This window comes from Cupriavidus sp. 05N39, assembly GCF_056397325.1.
Genome location: NZ_JBFTNE010000072.1, coordinates 1 through 22,856 on the forward strand (window position 1 = coordinate 1; position 22,856 = coordinate 22,856).

The 22,856-nt window shown below is 65.4% G+C and carries 20 protein-coding genes; 11 read left to right on the forward strand and 9 right to left on the reverse strand.

The annotated features are described in order from the left end of the window. Positions 1–725 (forward strand): porin (locus AC1DN0_RS28300; RefSeq protein ID WP_477146176.1); only part of this gene is annotated, 725 nt, incomplete at its 5' end. 92 nt (positions 726–817) lie between these two features. Continuing rightward, entirely contained in the window at positions 818–1,462 is a 645-nt protein-coding gene (locus AC1DN0_RS28305) for an FMN-dependent NADH-azoreductase (RefSeq protein ID WP_441630348.1), read from the forward strand. A 394-nt stretch (positions 1,463–1,856) separates the two neighbouring features. On the opposite strand, the gene AC1DN0_RS28310 is transcribed toward AC1DN0_RS28305, so the two are convergent. Beyond that, complete coding sequence (locus tag AC1DN0_RS28310; protein WP_441630350.1) at positions 1,857–3,143, reverse strand: hypothetical protein; 1,287 nt, start codon at positions 3,141–3,143, stop codon at positions 1,857–1,859. Positions 3,144–3,690: 547 nt separating this feature from the next. Here AC1DN0_RS28310 and AC1DN0_RS28315 point away from each other — a divergent pair. Continuing rightward, positions 3,691–4,452, forward strand: a complete 762-nt coding sequence (locus AC1DN0_RS28315) for an SDR family NAD(P)-dependent oxidoreductase (RefSeq protein ID WP_441630352.1) — start codon at positions 3,691–3,693, stop codon at positions 4,450–4,452. Positions 4,453–4,473: 21 nt separating this feature from the next. Continuing rightward, positions 4,474–5,547 carry a phosphotransferase family protein gene (locus tag AC1DN0_RS28320; protein ID WP_477111642.1) on the forward strand — a complete coding sequence of 358 codons (1,074 nt, stop codon included), beginning with the start codon at positions 4,474–4,476 and terminating at the stop codon, positions 5,545–5,547. Between the two features lie 20 nt (positions 5,548–5,567). Here the strand turns inward: AC1DN0_RS28320 and AC1DN0_RS28325 are convergent, their stop codons facing one another. Further along, positions 5,568–6,041, reverse strand: a complete 474-nt coding sequence (locus tag AC1DN0_RS28325) for a nuclear transport factor 2 family protein (RefSeq protein ID WP_441630354.1) — start codon at positions 6,039–6,041, stop codon at positions 5,568–5,570. On the opposite strand from AC1DN0_RS28325, the gene AC1DN0_RS28330 reads away from it, so the two are divergent. Continuing rightward, entirely contained in the window at positions 6,040–6,234 is a 195-nt protein-coding gene (locus AC1DN0_RS28330) for a hypothetical protein (protein WP_441630356.1), read from the forward strand. The genes AC1DN0_RS28325 and AC1DN0_RS28330 overlap by 2 nt on opposite strands. Positions 6,235–6,864: 630 nt before the next feature. Here the strand turns inward: AC1DN0_RS28330 and AC1DN0_RS28335 are convergent. The 6 genes from AC1DN0_RS28335 to AC1DN0_RS28360 all read right to left on the reverse strand — a co-directional run bounded on the left by AC1DN0_RS28335 (position 6,865) and on the right by AC1DN0_RS28360 (position 12,979). Further along, entirely contained in the window at positions 6,865–7,635 is a 771-nt protein-coding gene (locus AC1DN0_RS28335) for a ferredoxin--NADP reductase (RefSeq protein ID WP_035870249.1), read from the reverse strand. 259 nt (positions 7,636–7,894) lie between these two features. Continuing rightward, positions 7,895–9,772, reverse strand: coding sequence for a family 2A encapsulin nanocompartment cargo protein cysteine desulfurase (locus AC1DN0_RS28340; RefSeq protein ID WP_441630358.1), 1,878 nt, complete (start codon positions 9,770–9,772; stop codon positions 7,895–7,897). Further along, a complete protein-coding gene (locus tag AC1DN0_RS28345) occupies positions 9,747–10,679 on the reverse strand; it encodes a family 2A encapsulin nanocompartment shell protein (protein ID WP_035870245.1) in 933 nt (310 codons plus the stop codon). The genes AC1DN0_RS28340 and AC1DN0_RS28345 overlap by 26 nt, the downstream gene beginning before the upstream one ends. A gap of 180 nt (positions 10,680–10,859) precedes the next feature. Further along, entirely contained in the window at positions 10,860–11,120 is a 261-nt protein-coding gene (locus AC1DN0_RS28350; protein WP_441630361.1) for a helix-turn-helix domain-containing protein, read from the reverse strand. Further along, entirely contained in the window at positions 11,117–12,070 is a 954-nt protein-coding gene (epsC, locus tag AC1DN0_RS28355; protein ID WP_441630363.1) for a serine O-acetyltransferase EpsC, read from the reverse strand. The genes AC1DN0_RS28350 and epsC overlap by 4 nt, the downstream gene beginning before the upstream one ends. A 441-nt stretch (positions 12,071–12,511) precedes the next feature. Then, positions 12,512–12,979 (reverse strand): rhodanese-like domain-containing protein, encoded by a 468-nt coding sequence (locus AC1DN0_RS28360; RefSeq protein WP_441630364.1) that lies wholly within the window; start codon positions 12,977–12,979, stop codon positions 12,512–12,514. Between the two features lie 392 nt (positions 12,980–13,371). Between AC1DN0_RS28360 and AC1DN0_RS28365 the strand changes: the two genes are divergently transcribed. Then, entirely contained in the window at positions 13,372–14,634 is a 1,263-nt protein-coding gene (locus AC1DN0_RS28365; protein WP_477103930.1) for a serine hydrolase domain-containing protein, read from the forward strand. 20 nt (positions 14,635–14,654) lie between these two features. Here the strand turns inward: AC1DN0_RS28365 and AC1DN0_RS28370 are convergent, their stop codons facing one another. Then, entirely contained in the window at positions 14,655–15,641 is a 987-nt protein-coding gene (locus tag AC1DN0_RS28370) for a LysR substrate-binding domain-containing protein (protein ID WP_441630366.1), read from the reverse strand. Between the two features lie 157 nt (positions 15,642–15,798). Here AC1DN0_RS28370 and AC1DN0_RS28375 point away from each other — a divergent pair, with 157 nt between their 5' ends. The 5 genes from AC1DN0_RS28375 to AC1DN0_RS28395 all read left to right on the forward strand — a co-directional run bounded on the left by AC1DN0_RS28375 (position 15,799) and on the right by AC1DN0_RS28395 (position 22,626). Then, positions 15,799–16,812, forward strand: coding sequence for a tripartite tricarboxylate transporter substrate binding protein (locus tag AC1DN0_RS28375; protein ID WP_441630368.1), 1,014 nt, complete (start codon positions 15,799–15,801; stop codon positions 16,810–16,812). Between the two features lie 7 nt (positions 16,813–16,819). Beyond that, positions 16,820–18,343: a UxaA family hydrolase gene (locus tag AC1DN0_RS28380; RefSeq protein ID WP_477146177.1), complete on the forward strand. Its 1,524-nt coding sequence runs from the start codon at positions 16,820–16,822 to the stop codon at positions 18,341–18,343. A gap of 485 nt (positions 18,344–18,828) precedes the next feature. Beyond that, positions 18,829–20,301, forward strand: a complete 1,473-nt coding sequence (locus AC1DN0_RS28385; RefSeq protein WP_477111644.1) for an NAD-dependent succinate-semialdehyde dehydrogenase — start codon at positions 18,829–18,831, stop codon at positions 20,299–20,301. A gap of 38 nt (positions 20,302–20,339) precedes the next feature. Further along, entirely contained in the window at positions 20,340–21,143 is an 804-nt protein-coding gene (gene hpaI / locus AC1DN0_RS28390; RefSeq protein ID WP_276288809.1) for a 4-hydroxy-2-oxoheptanedioate aldolase, read from the forward strand. A gap of 82 nt (positions 21,144–21,225) precedes the next feature. Then, on the forward strand, positions 21,226–22,626 hold the full coding sequence (locus AC1DN0_RS28395; protein ID WP_441634579.1) for an FAD-binding oxidoreductase: 1,401 nt from the start codon (positions 21,226–21,228) through the stop codon (positions 22,624–22,626). Positions 22,627–22,856 lie beyond the last annotated feature (230 nt).

Genomic DNA, 22,856 nt, shown 5'->3' on the forward strand with positions numbered 1-22,856 from the left:
GCAGCCTATCGGCAGCCTATCGCGAAGACAACATGGTCAAATATACCGGAGATTTTGGCAACACCCATGTGTTGGCGCACTACTCCTTCGGAACGGGATTTGCGTTTCAGGGCGGCCAGATGTCGACCATCCCCAATGGCGAAGTGCCAGGCAATTCTCGTGCTCAGGCTGCCTTCGGTGCGGGGGTCTACTACCTCGGTGAATCGTTTGGCATCGCCACGGGCTATGACCAGATTAACAATGCGCTAACCGCGACGTCTCCGATCGGGGAGGACCGCAAGGCATTCATTGCCGCCAGCTATGAAACCGGCCCCATCCGGTTCATGGGCGGATATCGCTGGCGGGACTCCAGGTACGGCAATGGTGTCACGGCGATTCGCGACAACGTCTATTGGGCCGGCATGAGCTACAGTATGACGCCCGCCATGAAACTGATCGCGGGCTACTACTACGATCAAGTCCTGGRCGCGTCCCTCTCCCCGAACACGAAGGCTGCCAGCCTGCCGAATTTCAGCCAGTTCAGCCTGATGGGGGCCTACTCGCTTTCAAAGCGCACCACCGTCTACCTGGTCGGCGCCTACGCGCACAACGGCCCAGTGGACTATGACACCCTGCTGCAAACCGGTGCGTCATACGGCTACGGCAACCCCACCACCTTGAACGGCCTTGCCAACGGTCAGAAGAGCCAGGTCGCCGTGGCTGCGGGCCTACGCGTTATCTTTTGATCGGGCGCCGGCGATCGGCGCCAGACAGAACGCCTCTCGATCGGGGGCATGCTATCCGTTTCTGCACCCCGGATCGGAGGCGTATTCGAAGTATGTTCGCCCTCACCCATCACACTGAAAGCCAGATGCCAAAATTTCTATTCATCCAAAGCAGCATTCGTGGCGCAGCCTCGGCCTCGGGTCAACTGGCTGCTCGCCTCAAGGAACAGCTAGGTGTCATCCCGGGGAATGAAATCCTGGAGCGCGACCTGGGCGGGAATCCGCTGCCAGTCCTCGATGGTGCCTTGCTTGATGCGTTGTTCGCCCCCGCTGACGCGCTAGACTCAGTGCAGAAGGCACAGACAGCCCTGGTGACAACCCTGATCGACGAACTCAAAGCGGCAGACACCGTTGTCCTGTCCGCTGGAATGTATAACTTCGGTGTGCCGGTGCAATTGAAAACGTGGTTTGATTATGTGCTGCAAGCGGGCCGCACCTTCCGCTACACGGCTTCGGGCCCGGAGGGTCTGGTGAAGGGTAAGCGCGCCATCCTGCTGGTTGCCACGGGCAGTGTCTACAGCAAAGGACCCACCGCAACGGCGGACTTCATGGTTCCGCATTTGAAACAATTGCTTGCCTTCATCGGCATCGCCGATGTAACCGTGGTCCGCGCTGAAGGTTTGGCGTTTGGGCCCGATGCCGCCAAAGCAGGCCTGGAAAAGGCGGCTGCGGAAATCAGGACACTGAAAACAGCTTAAGCCGCCTGCGGCAGACAGTAAGGCCGCTATTGGGGCTTGTATGAATCGCGGCAACCGGCACGAGGCTGCCGCGCCATCCGATCAAGGCGTTGATCGGGAGTCGCTTGCGCGCAGCTGCTAAACGACGTGAGCATTGAGCGCGAATGCTCGTTGCAGGATGCCATGCCGGTAGGGATGTACGCCCCCGCAAATGTCGCCTGCGGCCCAAGCCCCAACAGTGATTTTCCCATTTCGATTCTCTTCCCCTCCGGTTCTTGTTAGTGCGCGTTGGAACCCGCCCGACTGAAAAGGCACGCGTCACCCCGACGCCCCTACCCGAAGGGGTGCGCAGCAGTGATCCCTTCCGCGGCCTGATCTTTTCGTTTTTATTGTGTCGGGCGGATTGCAGAGCGCGCTACAGTGGCATCCTCGACTCGACCCATGGCACGACCTTCGCGGTCTGGGCCAAGGCGCCTGCATTCTCTGGCTCGCCCTCATCCGGCTCGAAGTAGTGCAACTGATCCGCGAAGTCCTCGAACGTTTTGTCCTGGCTTCCGAACGCGGCGAAGATTGCCCTGGAGTGCGTCTGCATGTAGCAGTCCAGATCGCGTCCCGCATGGATGACCATCACCGGTTCCTTGATCGTCGGTGCGGTCTTCAGGAAGTTGGCATTGCTTGACAAGCCGGACCACGTCGAAAGCCAGGCGTCCGGTGTTACGACGCGTGCGAAGCCGAGCAACTGGAGATTCATCAGATCCGGACGATCGCTGAGCAGGCTGCCGTAGCCGCGATTTCCGGGATCGAGCGAGTTATCCGTGTAATTCGGATTCGCCATCGTTCGGTAGATCGTCATCACCGGTTGAAACACACTGCGCTGCAAAATCGCTCGCTGCCGCGGCGGCGTCAAAGCCGAGAACTCCGGCCCGGCAGCCAGGCACTCCGCATCGCTCTGCTCTGCGATCAAGGCTCGCGCTATCGCGTCGATGCGCGCAACCCTGTCGAGCTGCGCCCTACGGTAGCGCTGGATAAACGCCGAACTGTATCGCGACCACTGCGGCGCAGGCTTGAACCCGTTGATCGGGTCATACATGTCGAGGCTCGGATCGGTCAGCCGCGGATTGTGCTCGTCCACGACGGAGGGGTCGATCGTCTCGTTGACGACCAGACCTTGCCCTGTATGCGCTGCCGAGACGATCATCGCATCGAAGGCCGGCATCACTGCGGTACGCAGCGCGGTCGGCCGACCCGCAGGCGTCAATTCAAGACGCCTCGATGGCTCCAGCCGGGCTTGCGATTGGTAGAATCCGCCAAGTGACCCCCCACCTGAGTTACCGAGCCAGATGACCTTCTCCACCCCGCGGTGCTCCTTCAACCACCGGACTTGGGCCGCAATGTCCAGGATGATCTGTTCGTGGACGCAGGTCATGTCATTGTTCAGCGTGCGAACATTAGCGCCAAGGCAGGCATATCCCGCGCGCAGTAAGCCGGGAAATGCGTAGTGTTGGCTAAAATCCACCCTCGGATGGGCCGCTACAATGGCGACGCGAGGACGCGGATTTTTCTTTGGTGTCCAATATAGGCCTCGGCTTTGTGCGCCATCGTTGGCGTAGGCCGTAACCTGTTCGCAAGTCGCAAATGCATCGACTGGCTCGCGAAACTTCACCCAAGTTCCATTCCAGTACGTTTTCGAAAGTAGCCGCATTCATACATCTCCGAAGATATTATTTGGTGAATTCAGTTCTTGACGCACCCGGAGGCTTTGTCCGCTGACGTGGACAGTTTCCGTCAGGCACGGTCGCGACCGGAAGCAGCGATTCCCAGGCGTATCTCTTGCCGTTGAATGGCTCCGGTATCGTCTCGCTTCCCATTTCTCCCCAGCTATCGCACGTCACGGCCAAGGTCATCGTCGCTGGCATTGGTGTTACTGAAGTCATGTCGTCGCGACGCCTCTCGTTCCGAATTCAGGGTCCGCTCGATCTATTATGCTTAGCCCACTAACAATTATTGAATGGGTACTTACCCGAGAAATTCACCAGCGCTAGCGGGTTGTTGAGGTCAGAAGCAAGTATGGTGAGCACTAGTTCCAGCCGCCTCGTTCGATGGGATGAATTCGCGAGTGCCACCTGGCCCGCTGTCTGCGGCCCATTTCCGCGTGGGCAGCAAATCATCCCTTCGAATGATGCGGGTTCCTGTGCCGACGCAGATAATCCCTCGTGCCGATTCGGCAATCACGATGACGGGAGAACAGCATGTTCGAGGATCTGCGCGGCAAGCGAGCCCTGGTGACGGGTGCTTTCGGCGGACTGGGCAGTCATTTCGCAACGGTGCTGGCCGGTGCCGGTGTTCAGGTGGCGCTGGCTGGCCGTCGTGTCGAGGCGGGCCGGCAGGTCGCGGCCCGGATCGAGCGGGATCGTGGCACGGCCTGCGTAGTGCCCATGGATGTGACGGACGCCGCTTCGGTCGCTGACGCCTTTGACGCCGCGGAATCGCGGCTCGGCGGGCCTGTGCAAATCGTCGTCAACAACGCCGGCATTGCCGTAACGCGCCCTGCTGTGGAGTGCGATGCGCATGACTGGCAGAGCGTCATCGACGTGAACCTGAACGGCGCATGGCGCGTCGCGCAAACTGCCGGCCAGCGCATGATCGCGCAGCGCGAGGGATCGATCATCAATATCGCCTCGATCCTCGGTCTGCGGGTGGCGCAGCAAGTGCCGGCCTATGCCGCCGCCAAGGCCGGATTGATCCATCTGACGCAGGCGCTGGCGCTCGAATGGGCCCGGCATGGCGTCCGGGTCAACGCGCTCGCACCGGGCTATATCGAAACCGACCTCAACCGCGACTTCTTTGCCAGCGAGGCCGGACAGGCACTGATCCGCCGCGTGCCGCAGCGCCGGGTCGGGCAGCCTGAATATCTCAACGGAGCGCTCCTGCTGCTGGCCTCCGATGCCGCGACGTTCATGACGGGTGCGGTGCTTGCCATCGACGGCGGCCATCTTGTTTCCTCCCTCTGACCTTCCGGTAGACGCCCAACCATGCCCTCTTCGCCTTTGGTTTCCAACCTGACATCGCCCCCAGGGGGCTCCGTTGGCTGCGCCGACCTTGATCTTGAACGCCTGGCCGACTGGATGCGCCAGGCAGGATTGGACCCACGCGGCTTGAATGCGTGCGTACTGTCGGGCGGACAGTCGAACCCGACCTTCCTGCTCCAGGCGGCGAGCGACGCATTTGTCCTGCGTAAGCAGCCGCCAGGGGCGCTGCTGCCGTCCGCGCACGCCATTGACCGGGAATACCGGGTGATGCAGGCCCTGAACGGCAGCGGCGTTCCGGTGCCTCGCATGGTGGCCTATTGCGATGATGCCTCGCTGATTGGCACACCGTTCTTTCTGATGGAGTACGTGCGCGGCAGGAACTTTGTCGATCCCACCCTGCCCGGGCTCGCCGTGGCCGAGCGGAAGGCGATATACGCGGACATCAACCGCGTTTTGGTCGCGCTGCACGGCGTGGACCATGGCCCGGCCGGCCTGGACACTTTCGGCCGGCCGGGCAATTACTTCGCGCGGCAGATCGACCGCTGGAGCCGCCAGTACCGCAGTTCGGGAGGTGCGCCGATCGAGGCAATGGAAGCATTGATGGAATGGTTGCCAGCCCACATTCCCGATGGCGATGAGACCTGCGTCGTACATGGTGATATGCGCATGGACAACCTGATCATCCATCCAACCGAGCCGCGCGTGGTCGCCGTGCTCGACTGGGAACTCTCCACGCTAGGGCATCCGCTGGCGGACCTCTCGTACTTCTGCATGTCGTGGTGCGTTCCGCCTGACCTGTGGCGCGGCGTGGCGGGGGTCGACCTGGCTGCGCTCGGCATTCCGCAGGAGCACGCGTTCGTCGAGGACTACTGCCGCGCGCGCGGCATCGACGCCATTCGCAATTGGGACTTCTATCTCGCCTATAACCTGTTTCGCATGGCCGCCATCCTGCGCGGCGTTGCGGCGCGCGCGGCGGGAGGCAATGCGTCAGCGGCCGATGCCGCGAGCATGGAAGCGAAGGTACGGCCGTTGGCCGATCTGAGCTGGCGATGCGCGCGCCGGAGCGGCACGCAGTAGAAACGACACGCAGGTCCGGATCAACCCAGCCTGGGTGCTTGCGCCAAGGGAGAGATCACCTCCCGGGAATAGCTGAATGCGCGCCCGACATCCAGCTGCCGTATGCGCCAGGCATTGTCGGGCTCCAGTGCGAACTGGCATGTCACATCCGCGAGCAGAAATGGTGTGGAACCCGGTACCGGGAGGGTGGCGGGCGCGCCGTTGTCATACAGATGCAGGGCCAGACAATAGGCCGCCGTGGCACGCTCCGGATCCTGCACGAGCATCGCAAAGTTGCTGACGATATGCCGCGCGACTTGCGTTGCCGATCTCTTCCTCACTGACGCTTCAATCTGTTGTCGACCGCGCAGCATGACACCACCGCGTTCCCACAGGCAATCGGGTGCGACTTGCTTCATTGCGAGGGGATAATCCGCCCTGTCCAGGCCATAGTAGAAGAGCAGAACGCTCTGATGGCAGGCAGTCACCTGTGCGTGGCTTTCGAAAGGGCTCATGACGGCATTCTCAAGGAAGTTATGCGTGGAATTCCGGATGGACTGTGTTGGCCAGGATCCACCGGCCGGAGAATTATGTGGCGCGATGCTGGCGCATTGCCTCATTCGAAAGGATGAATTGTCGGGCGGCGGGCCGGTGCCCGGAGCGCATGACCCGGAATTCATCACCTCGGATGAGGCGGATCTGCCCTGACTGCGGATAATCCATCGAAAACCTGCCCCGCGCAGAGGCCGCTCAATGAGATGGAGATTGCATGAGCACGAGACGTCGAATCTTTGAAGCGGAACACGATCTGTTCCGCGAATCCGTTATCCGCTTCATCCGCAACGGGGTGGCACCGCAGGTTGATGACCGGCGCAAAGCCGGATGATGCGCTCGTGCCCTATTCGACGCTGCGGGAGCGCAGCGGCAAAGCAGCACGAACGTGACGATCAGCGGATCTGTGTGCGCCGCGGCGCGAATCAATGGTGGGAAGGCCTTGCGCAGGCGCTGCGCTTCGGCACGCCGGCCGGCCTCGTACAGTCCTTGCCCGCGATCTCCTGACCGTCTATGCGCGGCTCCTGGCTGCCGGTGTCCGGCTTGTGCGCGCACGGTGGCGGGCGAGTGCCTGCAGCAATCGTCTCTGTGTCAGGTCTATCAGGCCGTCAAAGCAATGTGCGACCCGCATGTTCGCCCCGCATGTTCGCCCCGCCTCCGATTGGCCCGTGCACCAGTTGGCGGGGATCGTCCTGACCACCCTGGGTCTTCACTTCCGGGTGATGTTCCGCCTGCAGGCTTAGGCGATGCCGGGGAGCCCCGGTTATCGCCAAGATGGACCGATGATCAGCCCACAAATGCCTTTTCAAGCACAAAATGGCCCGGCGCGCTCATATTGCCTTCTGTGAAGTGCTGCTCGGTCAGCATCGCGCGGATGTCCTTGAGCATATCGGGGCTGCCGCACAGCATGATGCGGTCGTTCTCCAGCGAGAACGGCTCCACGCCCAGGCGCTCGAACAGCTCGCCGTTGGCGATCAGGTCGGTGATCCGGCCCTGGTTGTCGAACTCTTCGCGGGTCACGGTGGGGAAATACACCAGCTTTTCGCGGATCAGCTCGCCCAGGTGCTCATGCTGCGGCAAGTGCTCCGAGATCAACTCGCGGTAGGCCAGTTCCTCGACGAAGCGGCAGGTATGGGTCAGCACGACCTTGTCATAGCGCTCATACACTTCCGGGTCGCGGATGATCGACAGGAACGGGGCCAGGCCGGTGCCGGTGGCCAGCAGCCACAGGGTCTTGCCCGGCAGCAGGTTGTCGACCAGCAGCGTGCCGGTGGGCTTCTTGCCGACGAAGATCTGGTCGCCTTCCTTCAGGTGCTGCAGGCGGGACGTCAGGGGGCCGTCGGGCACCTTGATGCTGAAGAATTCCAGCGTTTCCTCATAGTTGGCGCTGGCGATGCTGTAGGCACGCAGCAGCGGACGACCGTTCACTTCCAGGCCGACCATGGCGAACTGGCCGTTTTCGAAACGGAAACCGGGGTCGCGGGTGCACGTGAAGCTGAAAAGCGTGTCGGTCCAGTGGTGGACGGAGAGGATGGCTTGCTGGTTGAGATTGCTCATGAATAAAGCGCGGTAAGCGCTGGATAGCGCCGGCGTCGGTGGGCCTGATGCCAGTGGCTGGGCGGTAGCTTGCCGGGTGCGTTCAACAAGGCGGGCTCCGGTCCGAAGGCAGGAAGACACGCCGATCAAGGTGAGAAGATAGCGGATTTTAGAAGAAAACGCAGGGCGCGTCCCGATTCATGCATGTTCAGGGGGGTTTTAAGCCCCACGCCCCGCGTTTTCCGCCCCTGCACCGCGCCAATACAGCCCCAATGCCGCCCTAACGGCGCCCGGAAAGCCGCCTGACCACTGAAATCAGCCGGTCCACCTCGTCCGTGGTGTTATAGAAGGCCAGCGAGGGCCGCACCGTGGCCTCCACGCCAAAACGCCGCAGGATGGGCTGGGCGCAGTGATGCCCGGAGCGCACGGCGATGCCTTCCTCGTTGAGCGCTTTGCCCACTTCCTCGGTCTCGTAGCCCTTGAGCACGAAGGACAGCACGCTGGCCTTGTCGCGCGCCGTGCCCACCAGCCGCACGCCCGGGATGGGCTGCAGCAGGTGGGTGGCGTACTCCAGCAGGTCGTGCTCGTAGCGGGCGATGTTCTCCATGCCCACCCGCTCCACGTAGTCCAGCGCGGCGCCCAGCCCTACCGCGTCGGCGATATTGCCTGTGCCGGCCTCGAAGCGGTTGGGCGGCGGCTGGAACACGGTGCGCTCGAAGGTCACGTCGGCAATCATGTTGCCGCCGCCCTGCCAGGGCGGCATGTCCTCCAGCACCTCGCGCTTGCCGTAGACCACGCCGATCCCGGTAGGCCCGAACACCTTGTGGCCGGAGAACACGAAGAAGTCGGCATCGATCGCCCGCACGTCCACCCGCATATGCGAGACCGACTGCGCGCCATCGACCAGCGCGCGGGCGCCGGCGCGGTGGGCCAGGTCGACGATCTCCCTGACCGGCACGACGGTGCCGAGCGCGTTCGAGACCTGGGTCACGGACACGATCTTCGTGCGGTCGTTGAGCAGCCGGCGGTATTCATCCAGCAGCACCTGGCCCGAATCGTCCACCGGGATCACCCGCAGCTTCGCCCCGGTCTGCGCGGCAAGCTGCTGCCACGGCACGATATTGGCGTGATGCTCCAGGTGCGAGACGATGATCTCGTCGCCCTCACCCACGTTCTGCGCGCCCCAGGTCTTGGCGATCAGGTTGATGGCCTCGGTGGTGCCGCGCACGAAGATGATCTCGTCGGGCGAGGATGCGCCGATAAAGCGCTGCACCTTGCCGCGCGCGGACTCGTAGGCATCCGTGGCACGCCCTGCCAGCGCATGGGCGGCGCGGTGGATGTTGGAGTTCTCGTGAGCGTAGAAGTAAGAGATCCGGTCGATCACCGACTGCGGCTTGTGGGTGGTGGCGGCATTGTCGAACCAGACCAGCTGCCTGCCGTTGACGCGCTCTTGCAGGATCGGGAAATCGCGGCGAATCGCGTTGACGTCGAACGGCACGCGCGCCGAAGACGATGCCCACGGCAGCGCCTCCTCCTGCTCGCGCCCGTAGCCGTAGGCGCCCGGCCCTTGCTGCGGCAGATGCAGCGAGAGCGGATCGCCGGACGTGGCGATGTCGCGCAGCCCTGCCGGGCCGCCATGCAGGTCGCGGCCGGCGCCCTCCAGGAAGTAGTAGGCAGGGGCAGCCGAGGACTGCGGCGACGGCGCGGCAGCGTGCGGCACGCCCAGCGCCTGGCCGCCTAAGCGGCTTTCCAGCGCGGGCGCCACCGTGGCTACCGTATCGGGCAGGCCGTTCTGCGCCACCGCGGCCGGCCGCAGCGCGGGTGCCCGGCTGGGCAGCGACAGCACATGCGTGGGCGCCGGCGGAAGCAGGTTGGCGCCAGGCACATGGCCTTGCGGAATCGACGCACCCGGCACGCCGGTGCCCGTGCCGCCAGGACCCGCCACGGGCGAACCCGGCGGGGCCGGGTTGTTCACCACCGGCAGCGACTGCGCGGCAGCCGGCGACGTGCCCGGCAGCGCCGAGAAGAATGCCCCTGCCAGGCGCGCCAGCACCGCCGGATCGGGCAGGCCGGGCGGCACCGCGGGCGCACCCGGCAGCGCTGCCGGCGAACTGGCGGACGGATGCACCGGATTACTTGTAGGTGTCAGGATAGTCATGGTACTTGCCGATCTCCACGTCATCGAGAACCGCCAGCGCATCCGGCGCGTGCACGGCCAGCGAGCAGTACAGCGAGATCAGGTACGAAGCGATAGCCTGGTCGTTGATACCCATGAAGCGCACCGACAGGCCCGGGCCCTGCTCGCCCGCCACACCCGGCTGGAACAGGCCGACCACGCCCTGGCGCTTGTCGCCCACGCGCAGCAGCAGGATCTTGCTCTTGCCGTCGGCCACCGGCACCTTGTCCGACGGGATCAGCGGAATACCGCGCCAGGTGATGAACTGGGAACCGAACAGGCTCACCGTGGGCGGCGGCACGCCACGGCGCGTGCATTCGCGGCCGAAGGCGGCAATCGCCAGCGGGTGGGTCAGGAAGAAAGCCGGTTCCTTCCACACCTTGCTCAGCAGTTCGTCCATGTCGTCCGGGGTGGGCGCGCCGGTCAGCGGGAAGATGCGCTGCTCTTCGGCCACGTTGGCCAGCAGGCCGTAGTCAGGGTTGTTGATCAGCTCGCCTTCCTGGTGCTCCTTGATGGTCTCGATGGTGAGGCGGAGCTGTTCCTTGATCTGGTCGTGCGGGCTGCTGTACAGGTCCGACACGCGGGTGTGCACGTCGAGCACGGTGCTCACCGCGTTCAGGAAATACTCGCGCGGCTGCTCTTCGTAGTTGACGAAGGTGCGGGGCAGCTTGCCCTCATCGTCGCGCTGGGTGCAGGCCACCTTGACCGATTCCGGGTCCTGCACCTTGTTCAGGCGATAGATGCCGGCTTCCACCGGTACCCATTGCAGGAAATGCGTCAGCCAGCGCGGCGTGATGGTCGCGAGCTGGGGAATGGTCTTGGTGGCATTGGCTAGTTGCCGTGCTGCGTTATCGCCGAGCGCCGTCTGGACGCTCCCGTTTACCGACATGTGCTACTCCGTTGGGCTGTTAGCGGATTGCCAGCGTATTGCTGGTGGATTGCTGGCGGATTGCCATATGAGAAAAACAAGAATCGTTATTACCGCAGCGATTATCGGGAGGCGGCCCGCCCCGTTCAACATGCTATAGACGGCAATGCGCGGGGATTTGCGCGCATCACCCGGAACTGGCTACGTCCGCGTGCCGGCAATCTCCGCGTCGCGTGGCGCTGCGTGCGTGCCGCCCGTTTTCAGCAGCCATGAGATCGGCACGCCCAGCGCGGCGGCAAGCTTCTCCACCGTGACGATCGAGGCGATCGCGCTGCCGCGCTCGATCTCGCCGATATACGAGCGGTTCAGCCCCGCATGCTCGGCAAGCTCTTCCTGCGACCACGCGTGCGCCTCGCGCAACTGGCGCACCGTGGCGCCCAGGGTCCTTACGAGGTCGTTCATGGCAGGCTCGCCTCGATGGCGCGCTGCGCGCCGCTTGCGGATGGCGCCCTGGCGGTTTCGTTGCGCGACACGGCCTGTGTGACATGGGCGCCCGGGGCTACGTCCTGCGTCACCCAGACGTTGCCGCCGATCACCGCGCCGCGGCCCAGCGTGACGCGGCCGAGGATGGTGGCGCCGGCGTAGATCACCACATCGTCCTCGACGATAGGATGGCGCAGCAGGCCCTTCTCCAGCTTGCCGGTGGCGTCGCGCGGGAATCGCTTGGCGCCCAGCGTGACGGCCTGGTACAAGCGGACTCGCTCCCCGATGATGGTGGTCTCGCCAATCACCACGCCGGTGCCGTGATCGATAAAGAAGCCGCCGCCGATCCGGGCGCCGGGATGGATGTCGATGCCGGTCTCGGCATGCGCCAGTTCGGCGACGATGCGCGCGAGCAGCGGCAGGCCAAGGCCGTAGAGGGCATGGGCGATGCGGTGGTGGATCATCGCGAGGATGCCGGGGTAGCAGAGCAGGACTTCGTCGACGCTGCCGGCGGCGGGGTCGCCGTGGAAGGCGGCCAGGACGTCGCTGTCGAGGAGGCTGCGGATGCGGGGGAGTTCTCCGGCGAATTCACGTATTGCAGTCAGCGCTTGCGCGCGCAGCGCGGCTTCGTCGCGGTCGCCATGGCGCGCCGCGTAATGCAGTTCCAGGCGTGTCTGGGCCAGCAGGCCGTGCAGGGCCGCGTCCAGGGAGTGGGCTATGTAGAGATTTTCGCTTTCCTGGCGGAGGTCGGGGGGGCCCAGGCGCATGGGGAACAGGACGCCTTTTAGCGTGGCGATGATTTGTGACAGGGCGTCGCGGGAGGGCAGGTCCCGGCCGCCTGGTTCCAGCAGGCGTTGTTGGCCTTCGCGCCATTGTTGGCGTACTTGCTGCAGGGCGAGTACGATCACGCCGATTTCGAAGTCAGCCATTTTGGTACTCCCCGTTTTTTTGTGTTTGTTGGCGTGGTAGGTTGTGCTGTTTTTTTTGTGTGTGAGCCGGAAGTCAAAGGCCTGAAAGCCTAAAGTCAAAGGCGGTTTCACCCCCCTGCGGGGGGCGACCTACTTTCTTGTCTTGCCAAGAAAGTAGGCAAAGAAGGCGCGCCGGATCCCGAGGCGCCCCATACGGCCTGGTACACCTTCACGGCTCGCTTCGCATCGCGTTGGGGGTGTGGACCGCCCTTGGGGGCGCTCCACACGGCTACACCCTGCGAGGTTTGAATCGACTCTCGGTTTGCTCCCCTCTCCCGCTTGCGGGAGAGGGCGGGCGTTTGCCATGTCGCCGTGCCGCAAAGAATGCACTGGCTCCGTTTCCAGTGGTTCCTGACAGCCGTAGTCATTCCAACCGGCATTGGCCCATCCTGCCCGCCACCCTTAATCCTGGACCCACGGCAATTCATGAAAGCGCCAGCCGCCGCTCTTGCCGCGCCGTTGCCGTTCGTCGATTTCGCCTTCGAAGCCTTCGAGCACGTTGAACACGTGGGCCTTTCCGGCTTTGGTGGCGGCTTCCGCGGCGAGCGCGGAGCGGTTGCCGCTGCGGCACAGCAGCAGCACGACGGTGTCTTTGCCGGTCTTGGCTTCCAGTTCGCGCACGAAGCGTGGGTTGCGGGTGAGGCTGGTGCCGGTGGCCCAGGGCACGTGCAGGGTGTCGGGCACGTAGCCGACGAACTTGCGTTCCTCGGCGGTGCGGACATCGACCAGCACGGCGTCGCCGGCGCTGAACAGCGCCCACGCTTGCTGCGGCGTCACGCGGCCGGCGTACGGCAGGCCGGAGGAACGTGCCACGCCGCGTGCGGCTTCCAGCACGGGATGCTTGATCTTGTCTTCCAATGCAACTGTCATGAAACGCTCTCCTTGCAGCCTGTTATCCGCGCCGGGATCGATGCGGCCGGGCCTTCCCCGATGCACGGTTTGTGGTTGACGGCAACCGCCTATAGCCATCACGCCACAACTATGAAATGGCGCGGGAAGATTGAGAACGAATAAAAACGCATTTCCAAAGACAGTTCATCCAGCACGGCAGGCAGCGCAGGCGGAAACGGCGGCCCCGCGCCAAGCCGCGCAGCGTTTGTCGGCAGACGGCAATGCTCCGTGTGCCGCCATTCGAATGGTTTATATTGCGCGGGCGCCCTTCCACATGAATTCGAGATTCGGAAATGACCTTGACGATGCGTAACGGCATTCGCCGCCGCGGCCTGGCCGCGCTGGCCCTTTGCGGTGCCGGGCTGCTATCCATGGCGCGGGCCGCCGACGCGCCCGCGCCGGATGCCGCGGCAAGCGATCCCGCCGGCCTTGGCTGGATGGCGGGATCGCCGCCGCCACCCGACCGCACCGTGCGCTTCGACGATGGCAGCTACTGGCGCTTTCCCGCCCTGCGCTGGAGCGTGTCGCATTTCCGGGAGCTGATGCCCACCGTCAATGTCTCGCGCGGACTGGGCGCGCCGGTGCCGCTGCCGCGCGCATTGCGCACCGATATCGACGCGCTGCGGTTCATGCCGATCGGCGCCACCCAGCCCATGACCTGGGAAGCCTCGCTCGCGGCCAACTACACCGATGGCATCGTGGTGCTGCATCGCGGGCGCATCGTGTACGAGCGCTATTTCGGCGCGCTGAAGGACGACGGCCAGCACGCCGCGATGTCGGTCACCAAGTCGGTCATCGGCACGCTCGGCGCCATGCTGGTCGCCGAAGGCCGCCTCGATGCGGACAAACGCATGGTGGACTATGTGCCCGAACTCGCCTCGTCCGCCTTTGGCAATGCCACCGTGCGCCAGGTGCTGGACATGACCACGGGCCTCAAGTACAGCGAGGATTATGCCGACCCGGACGCCGAGGTCTGGCTGCACGCGCAGGCGGGCAGCCCGCTGCCCAAGCCCAGGGACTACACCGGCCCGCGTAACTACTACGAGTCCATCCAGGCGATCCAGCCGCAGGGCGAGCATGGCGCGGCCTTCGGCTACAAGACCGTCAACACCGACGCACTGGGCTGGGTGATCGCGCGCGTGACCGGGCGCTCGGTGGCCGGGTTGCTATCGGAACGCATCTGGCGCCGGCTGGGCGCGGAGCAGGACGGGTATTTCACGGTGGATTCGATCGGCACGCCCTTTGCCGGCGGCGGCCTGAACACCGGCCTGCGCGACCTGGCGCGCTTTGGCGAGATGCTGCGCAACGACGGCAGGTTCAACGGGCAGCAGATCCTGCCCAGGGCCGTGGTCGACGACATCCGCCGCGGCGGCGACAAGGCCGCCTTTGCCAGGGCGGACTATCCCCTGCTCAAGGGCGGCAGCTATCGCGACATGTGGTGGGTCACCCATAACGAGCACGGCGCCTACATGGCGCGGGGCGTCCACGGCCAGCGCATCTATATCGACCCGAAGGCCGAGATGGTGATCGTGCGCTACGCCTCGAACCCCGTGGCCGGCAATGCCGCCAACGACCCGACCACGATTCCGGCCTTTCACGCACTGGCGAAACACCTGCTGGCCAGCCCTCGCTGACTTGTCCCGACGCGGACGGCCTAGCCCGCCCGCCGTGGCGCGCGCGCCCTCTTGGCCGCCGGCTTCTGCTGTCCGGCCAGTTGCCCGGCAGCCGCGCGCAGGCACTCCACCAGTTGCAGGCTGCTGGGCGTGAGCCGCCCTTCGCGCAGCGTGATCAGGCCAACGGGCGGCAGTTCCAGCGGCACGTCCATGGGCAGGATGTGGAAACGCCCCTCCCGCTCGAACTGCTGCCCTACCGACCGGGCCAGGAAGCCCACCGCGTCGCGCTGGGTGACGAAGGTCGAGATCGCCAGATAGGAGGAGGATTCGATCAGGTCCGTGGGCGGCTGCAGCCCGTGGCGGTAGAACTCTTGTTCCAGCTTGACCCGCAGCGACGCCCACGGCGGCGGCATCACGCAAGGCATGCCGGCCAGGTCTGCCCAGGCTGGCGCGCGCTTGTGCGCCAGCGGGTGGCCGCTGCGCACCACCGCCACCATCGGCTCGTTGTACAGCGGCTCGGTGACCAGGTCCGGCGCGGCATAGCCAGGCTCCAGCCGACCGATGATCAGGTCCAGCTCGCTGATCCGCAGCTTGGGCAGCAGGTGCGGCAAATCCCCCTCCTCGACCAGCACGGTAGCTTGCGCGGAACGCTGCTTGAGCAGGCTGACAGCCTGCGCCAGCAACACCGGCAAGGCCGCGCCCATCGACCCCACCCGCGTGCGCCCCGCCGCGCCGCTGGCCTCCGCGGCGATYTCATCGCGGGTGCGCTCGTATTGCGCCAGCACCGAGCGGGCAAAGCGCACCAGCGAGGCGCCCGCCGGCGTCGGCTCCGTGCCGCGCGTGGAGCGTGTGAAGAGCGTCAGGCCGAGCGTCTTCTCCACCTCGGTGAGCATCTTGGAGACGGCCGGCTGGCTCACGGAGAGGAAGTCGGCGGTATGGCCGAGATGGCGGAACTCGTCCAGCGCCACCACCAGTTGCAGGTGGCGTAGCTTGATATTGGAGCGCAGCGCGCGGTCGATCTGGGGCATGGCGGGATTCTACCCAACTTCTACTTAACTTTAAGGTTATGAAGCCATTCCGATCATTGATTGGATTGTTATGAAGCGCTTTGCCACAATCCAGCCTGACCGGTGAACACCGCCACCGGCCCATGACTCCAATAATGACATCCTGCGAGGACGACACATGACCGCACCCCACGGCATCAATCCCGGGCGACGCCGCCTGCTCATCGGCGGGGCCGCGGCCGCCGCGACCGGTACCGCAGGCCTGCTGCTGCCGGGCTTCGCACGGGCTGGCGAGTATCCGGAACGTCCCATCACCTTTATCTGCCCGTGGCCTGTCGGCGGCACCGCCGACCAGTCGATGCGCGCGCTGTGCCAGGTGGCGTCGGGCGTACTCAAGCAATCGATCGTGGTGGAAAACCGCGCCGGCGCCTCGGGCATGATCGGCACCAAGGCGCTGGCCCGCGCCAAGCCGGACGGCTACACCATCGGCCAGATCCCGATCTCGGTGACGCGCTTCTCGCAACTCGGCATGCTGCAACTCGATCCGCGCACCGAACTCACCTACCTCGCCCGCACTTCCGGCCAGACCTTCGGCATCGCGGTGCCGGCGAACTCGCGCTTCAAGTCGCTCAAGGAAGTGGTGGCGGAAGCCAAGGCGCACCCCGGCAAGCTTACCTACGCGCATGCCGGCATCGGCGGCGCCACCCACGTGGGCATGGAGGAATTCGCGCAGGCCGCCGGCATCCGCTTCAATGCCATCGCCTACAAGGGCGGCGCGCAGGCGCTGCAGGACGTGCTGGCCGGACAGGTCGACCTGCTGGCCGATTCCAGCTCGTGGGCGCCCCACGTGGAAGCCGGCAAGCTGCGCCTGCTGGCGACCTGGGGCGACCAGCGCACGCCGCGCTTCAAGGACACGCCCACGCTCAAGGAACTCGGCTACAAGGTGGTGGTGGAAGCCCCCAACGGCATCGGCGCGCCGGTCGGCCTGGACCCCGCCGTGGAAAAGAAGCTGCGCGACGCCTTCCGGCTAGCCGTGGCCAGCAAGGAGTTCCAGCAGGTCGCGGCCCGCATCGACGCGCCTGTCATGTACCTGGACGGTCCGGAATACAAGCGCTACATCAGCACCGTGTACGACCAGGAAACCCAACTGATCCAGCGCCTCAAGCTCAAAGAGCTGCTGCAACAAGGTTGACCGCCCCGTGAACGCCGCCGCCCTCATCCGCCTGCACGCCAACGACAACGTCCTGATCGCACGGGACGCCCTCAGCCTCGGCCAGAACCTCCCCGAACTGGGCCTGCGCGTGCGCGCGCAAGTGCCCGCCGGGCACAAGATCGCCGCCTGCGCCATTGCCAGGGGCACGCAGGTACGCAAGTTCGACACCGTGATCGGCGTGGCCGAGCGCGATATCGAGGCCGGCGACCACGTCCACTCGCACAATCTCGCGCTGGTGGATTTCTACCGCGACCCCGGCTTTTGCGAGRACGTACGGCCGGTGGACTATGTGCCCGAGGCCGAGCGCGCCACCTTCATGGGCTTCGTGCGGCCCGATGGCCGTGTCGGCACGCGCAACTTCATCGGCATCCTCTCGTCGGTGAACTGCTCGGCCACGGTGATCCGGCATATCGCCGACCACTTCACGCCCGAGCGCATGGCGGCCTATCCCAATGTGGATGGCGTGGCCGCCTTCGCCCAGACCAGCGGCTGCGGCATGTCCTCGCCCAGCGAGCACTTCGACGTGTTGCGCCGCACGCTGGCCGGCTACGCCCGCCATCCCAACCTGGCCGGCGTACTGATCGTCGGCCTGGGCTGCGAGCGCAACCAGGTAGCGGGGCTGGTGGAATCGCAAGGCCTGGTGCCCGGCAGCCACGTACGCACCATGGTCATGCAGGACACCGGTGGCACGGCGGCCACCATCCAGGCCGGCATCCGCGCCATCGAAGACATGCTGCCGGGCGCCAACGCCGCGGTACGCCAGCCGGTAAGCGCCAGCCACCTGAAGATCGGCCTGGAATGCGGCGGCTCGGACGGCTTCTCCGACATCAGCGCCAACCCGGCGCTGGGCGCGGCGATGGATATCCTGGTACGCCACGGCGGCACCGCCATCCTGTCGGAAACCCCGGAGATCCACGGCGTCGAATACATGCTCACGCGCCGCGCCGTGACACCCGAAGTCGGCCAGAAACTGCTGGACCGCCTGGCCTGGTGGGAACGCTACACCGCCGGCCAGAACGCCCAGTTCAACGGCGTGGTCGGCCACGGCAACCAGCAAGGTGGCCTGGCCAATATCTTCGAGAAATCGCTGGGCTCCGCCATGAAAGGCGGCACCACGCCGCTGCAGGCCGTCTACGAATACGCCGAGCCGATCGAGCAGGCAGGCTTCGTCTTCATGGACTCCCCCGGCTACGATCCGGTAGCCGCCACCGGCCAGATTGCCAGCGGCGCCAACCTGATCTGCTTCACCACCGGCCGCGGCTCCATGTTCGGCTCCAAGCCCGCGCCCACCATCAAGCTGGCAAGCAATACGCCGATGTACACCCGGCTGGAAAGCGATATGGACATCAACTGCGGGCTGGTGCTGGACGGCGAACTCAGCGTGGAGCAAATGGGGCAGCGGATCTTCGAACACATCCTGGAGGCCGCTTCGGGCCATCCGACCAAGAGCGAAGCACTGGGGCTGGGAGACAACGAGTTCGTGCCCTGGCACCTGGGAATCGTCAGCTAGGAAGTGAAGCCAATTGGCTTTGGACCGCACCGTGGCCTGGCGAGCGCCCGCCCTCTGCCTCGCCGCCCAAAAAAGGCGATATCGCCAGACCAAATTTCGGTGTAGCCGTGTGGAGCGCCCCCAAGGGCGGGCCACACCCCAACGCGATGCGAAGCGAGCCGTCAAGGTGTACCAGGCCGTATGGGGCGCCTCGGGATCCGGCGAAAAGAGCGGAAAAGAGGGACCCATGTTTGAGTATCGCCATAAGGCGATGCGAGTTTGGGTCCCGGCCGCTCTTTTCGCCGGATCCCGAGGGGGTGTCGCCCCATCCGGCGCGCCTTCTTTGCCTACTTTCTTGGCAAGACAAGAAAGTAGGTCGCCTCCCCGCAGGGGAGGTGAAACTGCCTTTGACCTTTAAGCCTTTAAGCCTTTGACTTTAAGCCATTGACGTTGCCTTTGAAGTCAACCGCCACCAATCAAGCCCAACAGACGCCAAAGACGCCGCCATGCTCACCCTCAACCACCCCGCCCTCCTCCGCACCCAAAACCTGATCGCCCAGGAATGGACCGCCAGCCAAACCGGCCAGCACCTGGAAGTCACCAACCCCGCCACCGGCGCCACCTTCGCCTCCGTCCCCGACAGCACCGCCAAGGACGCAGCCCACGCCGCCGACGCAGCCGCAGCCGCCTTCCCAACCTGGAGCCGCCGCACAGCCCGCGAACGGGCGCAACTGATCAAACGCTGGCACGCCCTGATCCTCGAACACCAGGAAGACCTCGCCCGGATCATCTCCACCGAACAAGGCAAGCCCATCAAGGAGAGCCGCGGAGAAGTCCAGTACGGCGCCTCCTATGTGGAATGGTTCGCCGAGGAAGCCACCCGCATCAGCGGCGAAATCGTGGCCGAATCCGTCCCTGGCCGCAAGATGCTGGTACTCAGGGAACCGGTAGGCGTAGTGGCAGCCATCACGCCATGGAACTTCCCGCTCGCCATGATCGCCCGCAAGATCGCCCCGGCGCTGGCTGCCGGCTGCACGGTCGTCGCCAAGCCGGCCGAAGACACGCCGCTGACCGCGCTCGCCCTGGTCTACCTTGCCGAAAAAGCGGGCCTGCCCCCGGGCGTCCTGAACATCGTCACCGCCTCGCGCGCCAACACCCCGGCCGTGGTCGACACCTGGCTGGCAGACAGCCGCGTACGCAAGATCACCTTTACCGGCTCCACGCCGGTAGGCAAGCACCTGGCCCGCGAATCCGCCGGCACGCTGAAAAAGCTATCCCTCGAACTGGGCGGGAACGCACCCTTCATCGTGTTCGACGACGCCGACCTCGATGCCGCCGTCGACGGCCTGATGGCCTCCAAGTTCCGCAACGGCGGCCAGACCTGCGTCTGCCCCAACCGCGTCTATGTGCAGGCCGGCGTGCACGATGATTTCGTGGCGCGGCTGGCCCGGCGCGTGGCCGCGCTGCACGTCGGCCCCGCCACCGAGGAAGCCTCGCAGATCGGCCCCATGATCAACGCCCGCGCCGTGGACAAGATCGCCCGCCACGTGGAAGACGCGGTCGCCAAGGGCGCGCGCGTGATCACCGGCGGCGAACGGGTGCGCCTCGCCGACGGCCCGCATTACTACGCTCCCACCGTGCTGACCCATGCCACCCCGGAAATGGCGCTTTCCTGCGAGGAAACCTTCGGCCCGGTAGCGGCCATCTTCCGCTTCGCCAGCGAAGACGAAGTGATCCGCGACGCCAACGACACACCGTTCGGCCTGGCCGCCTATTTCTACTCCAACGACGTGCGCCGCATCTGGCGCGTGGCGCAGGCGCTGGAAACCGGCATCGTCGGCATCAACGAAGGCGCCATCGCATCCGAGGCCGCGCCGTTCGGCGGCGTCAAGGAATCCGGCTACGGACGCGAGGGATCGCGCCACGGGCTGGACGACTACATGCACACCAAATATCTCTGCCAGGGCCAGCTCGGCTGAGCGCTGCGGCACCCGGCCCACGACATACAGGAACCAACATGCCCGCACACAACGCATTCAAGGCCGCGCTGGCGGCCAGCCAGCCCCAGGTCGGCCTGTGGCTCTCGATGGCATCGCCCTACCTGGCCGAAGTCTCGGCCACGGCCGGCTTCGACTGGCTGCTGATCGACGGCGAGCACGCCCCCAACGACCTCCACGCCACGCTGCACGCCCTGCAGGCCATCGCGCCCTACCGCTCGCAGCCCGTGGTGCGCTGCGTGGCGGGCGAAGTGGCGCTGATCAAGCAGTTGCTGGATATCGGCGCGAAGAACCTGCTGGTGCCGATGGTGGATACCGCCGTGCAGGCCGCCGCGCTGGTCAGCGCCACGCGCTATCCGCCGCTGGGCATTCGCGGCGTGGGCAGCGCCGTGGGCCGGGCTTCGCAATGGAGCGCGCGCACCGACTATCTCGCCGTGGCCGACGATGAAATCTGCCTGCTGGTGCAGGCCGAAACCGTGACGGCCCTGGGCAACCTGGAAGCCATCTGCGCCGTGGACGGCGTCGACGGCGTCTTTATCGGCCCGGCCGACCTCGCCGCCTCGATGGGCCATCGCGGCAACCCCGGCCACCCCGAGGTGCAGGCCGCCATCGAGGGCGCCATGCGCACCATCGTCGCCAGCGGCAAGGCCGCCGGCACGCTGACCTCCGACCCCAAGCTGGCACGGCGCTACCTGGAGCTGGGCTGCACCTTCGTGGCGACCGGCGTGGACGTACTGGTATATGCTGGCGCCGCGCGCCGGCTGGCGGCGGACTTCATCGGCACCTGCGCCACGCCCGCGGCCGGCCCGTCCGCCGCCTACTGAATCCCGCGCCGCCCCTTCAACAACCAAGCACGCCCACATGCCGACCGACTCCCACACCTCCCCCGACACCACGCTGGCGGCCATGCAAGCCATCGTCGGCGCCGGCGCCTGCCTCAGCGGCGATGCCGATACCGAGTCCTATGTCACGGACTACCGCCGCATCTATCGCGGCAAGGCCCGGGTGGTGGTCATGCCATCGACCACCGGGCAGGTCAGCCAGGTCATGGCCTGGTGCCATGCCCATGGCGTGCCGGTGGTGCCGCAAGGCGGCAACACCTCCCTGATGGGCGGCTCGGTGCCCGACGATAGCGGCACCGCTGTGCTGCTGAGCCTGGGCCGCATGAACCGCGTGCTGGCGGTGGACACCATCAACGACACCCTGACCGTGCAGGCCGGCGTCACGCTCAACGCGGCCCGCACCGCGGCCGAACAGGAGCAGCGGCTGTTCCCCCTGCGCATCGGCTCAGAAGGCACCTGCCAGATCGGCGGCAACCTCGCCACCAACGCGGGAGGCACCGCCGTGCTGCGTTACGGCAATATGCGCGACCTGGTGCTGGGCATCGAGGCGGTGCTGCCGGATGGCCGGATCTATTCGTCCCTGCGCGGCCTGCGCAAGGACAATACCGGCTACGACCTGAAGCAGTTGTTCGTCGGCTCCGAAGGCACGCTCGGCATCATCACCGCCGCCGTGCTCAAGCTGATGCCGCAGCCGCGCGCCAGCGCCGTCGCCTTCGTGGCCGTGCAAAGCCCGGAAGCGGCCGTGCGCCTGCTGGGCGTGGCCAAGCAGATCGGCGGCCAGGCCGTCACGGCGTTCGAGCTGATCTCCGCGCCCGCGCTGGAACTGGTGCTCGAATACCTTGGCGACGTGGCTTCGCCCCTGCCCGCCCGGCACGACTGGATGGTGCTGATCGAACTCACCTCCGGCGGCAGCAACGAAAGCCTCAACGCCACGCTGATGGAAATCCTTGAGGCCGGACTGGAGCAGGAGCTGGTGCTGGACGCAGCGGTGGCCGCCAGCATGGCCGACGCCCAGCGCTTCTGGCGAATCCGCGAGGAAATCTCGGACGCGCAGACCCGCACCGGCGGCAGCATCAAGTGYGATGTCTCGGTGCCGCTGTCGCGCATCGCCGCGTTTATCGGCGACGCATCGGCCAAGGTGCTGGCGCTGGAGCCCGCCGCGCGCATGGTGATCTACGGCCATATGGGCGACGGCAACGTGCACTTCAACCCGCTGCGTCCCAAGGACCGGAGCGCGGCGGAGTTCCTCGGGCAGTGGTACGCGCCGATCTCCGAGGCCGTGGATACGCTGGCCCACGCGGAAAACGGCTCGATCTCCGCCGAGCACGGCATCGGCGTGGCCAAGCGCGACGACCTGAAGCGCTACAAGTCGCCGGTGGAACTGGAACTGATGTGGCAGGTCAAGCGGGCGCTGGATCCCAAGAACCTGCTTAATCCCGCCAAGATGCTGCCGAAGCTGGATTGACCCTGGTTTCCAGGCGGTCTCGGCGCCATGCCGACCGCCGGCGCGCCACGGTAAGCCTTCCGCACCGCCCTGCTCCCACGAAGCCCGCCTAGCCGCGGGCTTTTTTTCGTCTGCGCGTCGCGAGCCGCTTCGCGAAGTTCTCCGGCAGGATTCAGGCAGATCCGCAGGCCTATCCGTTCACGCCCCTGTCACATCCCCTTCCTACACTCGCGACTTCCCGATTGTCCCGG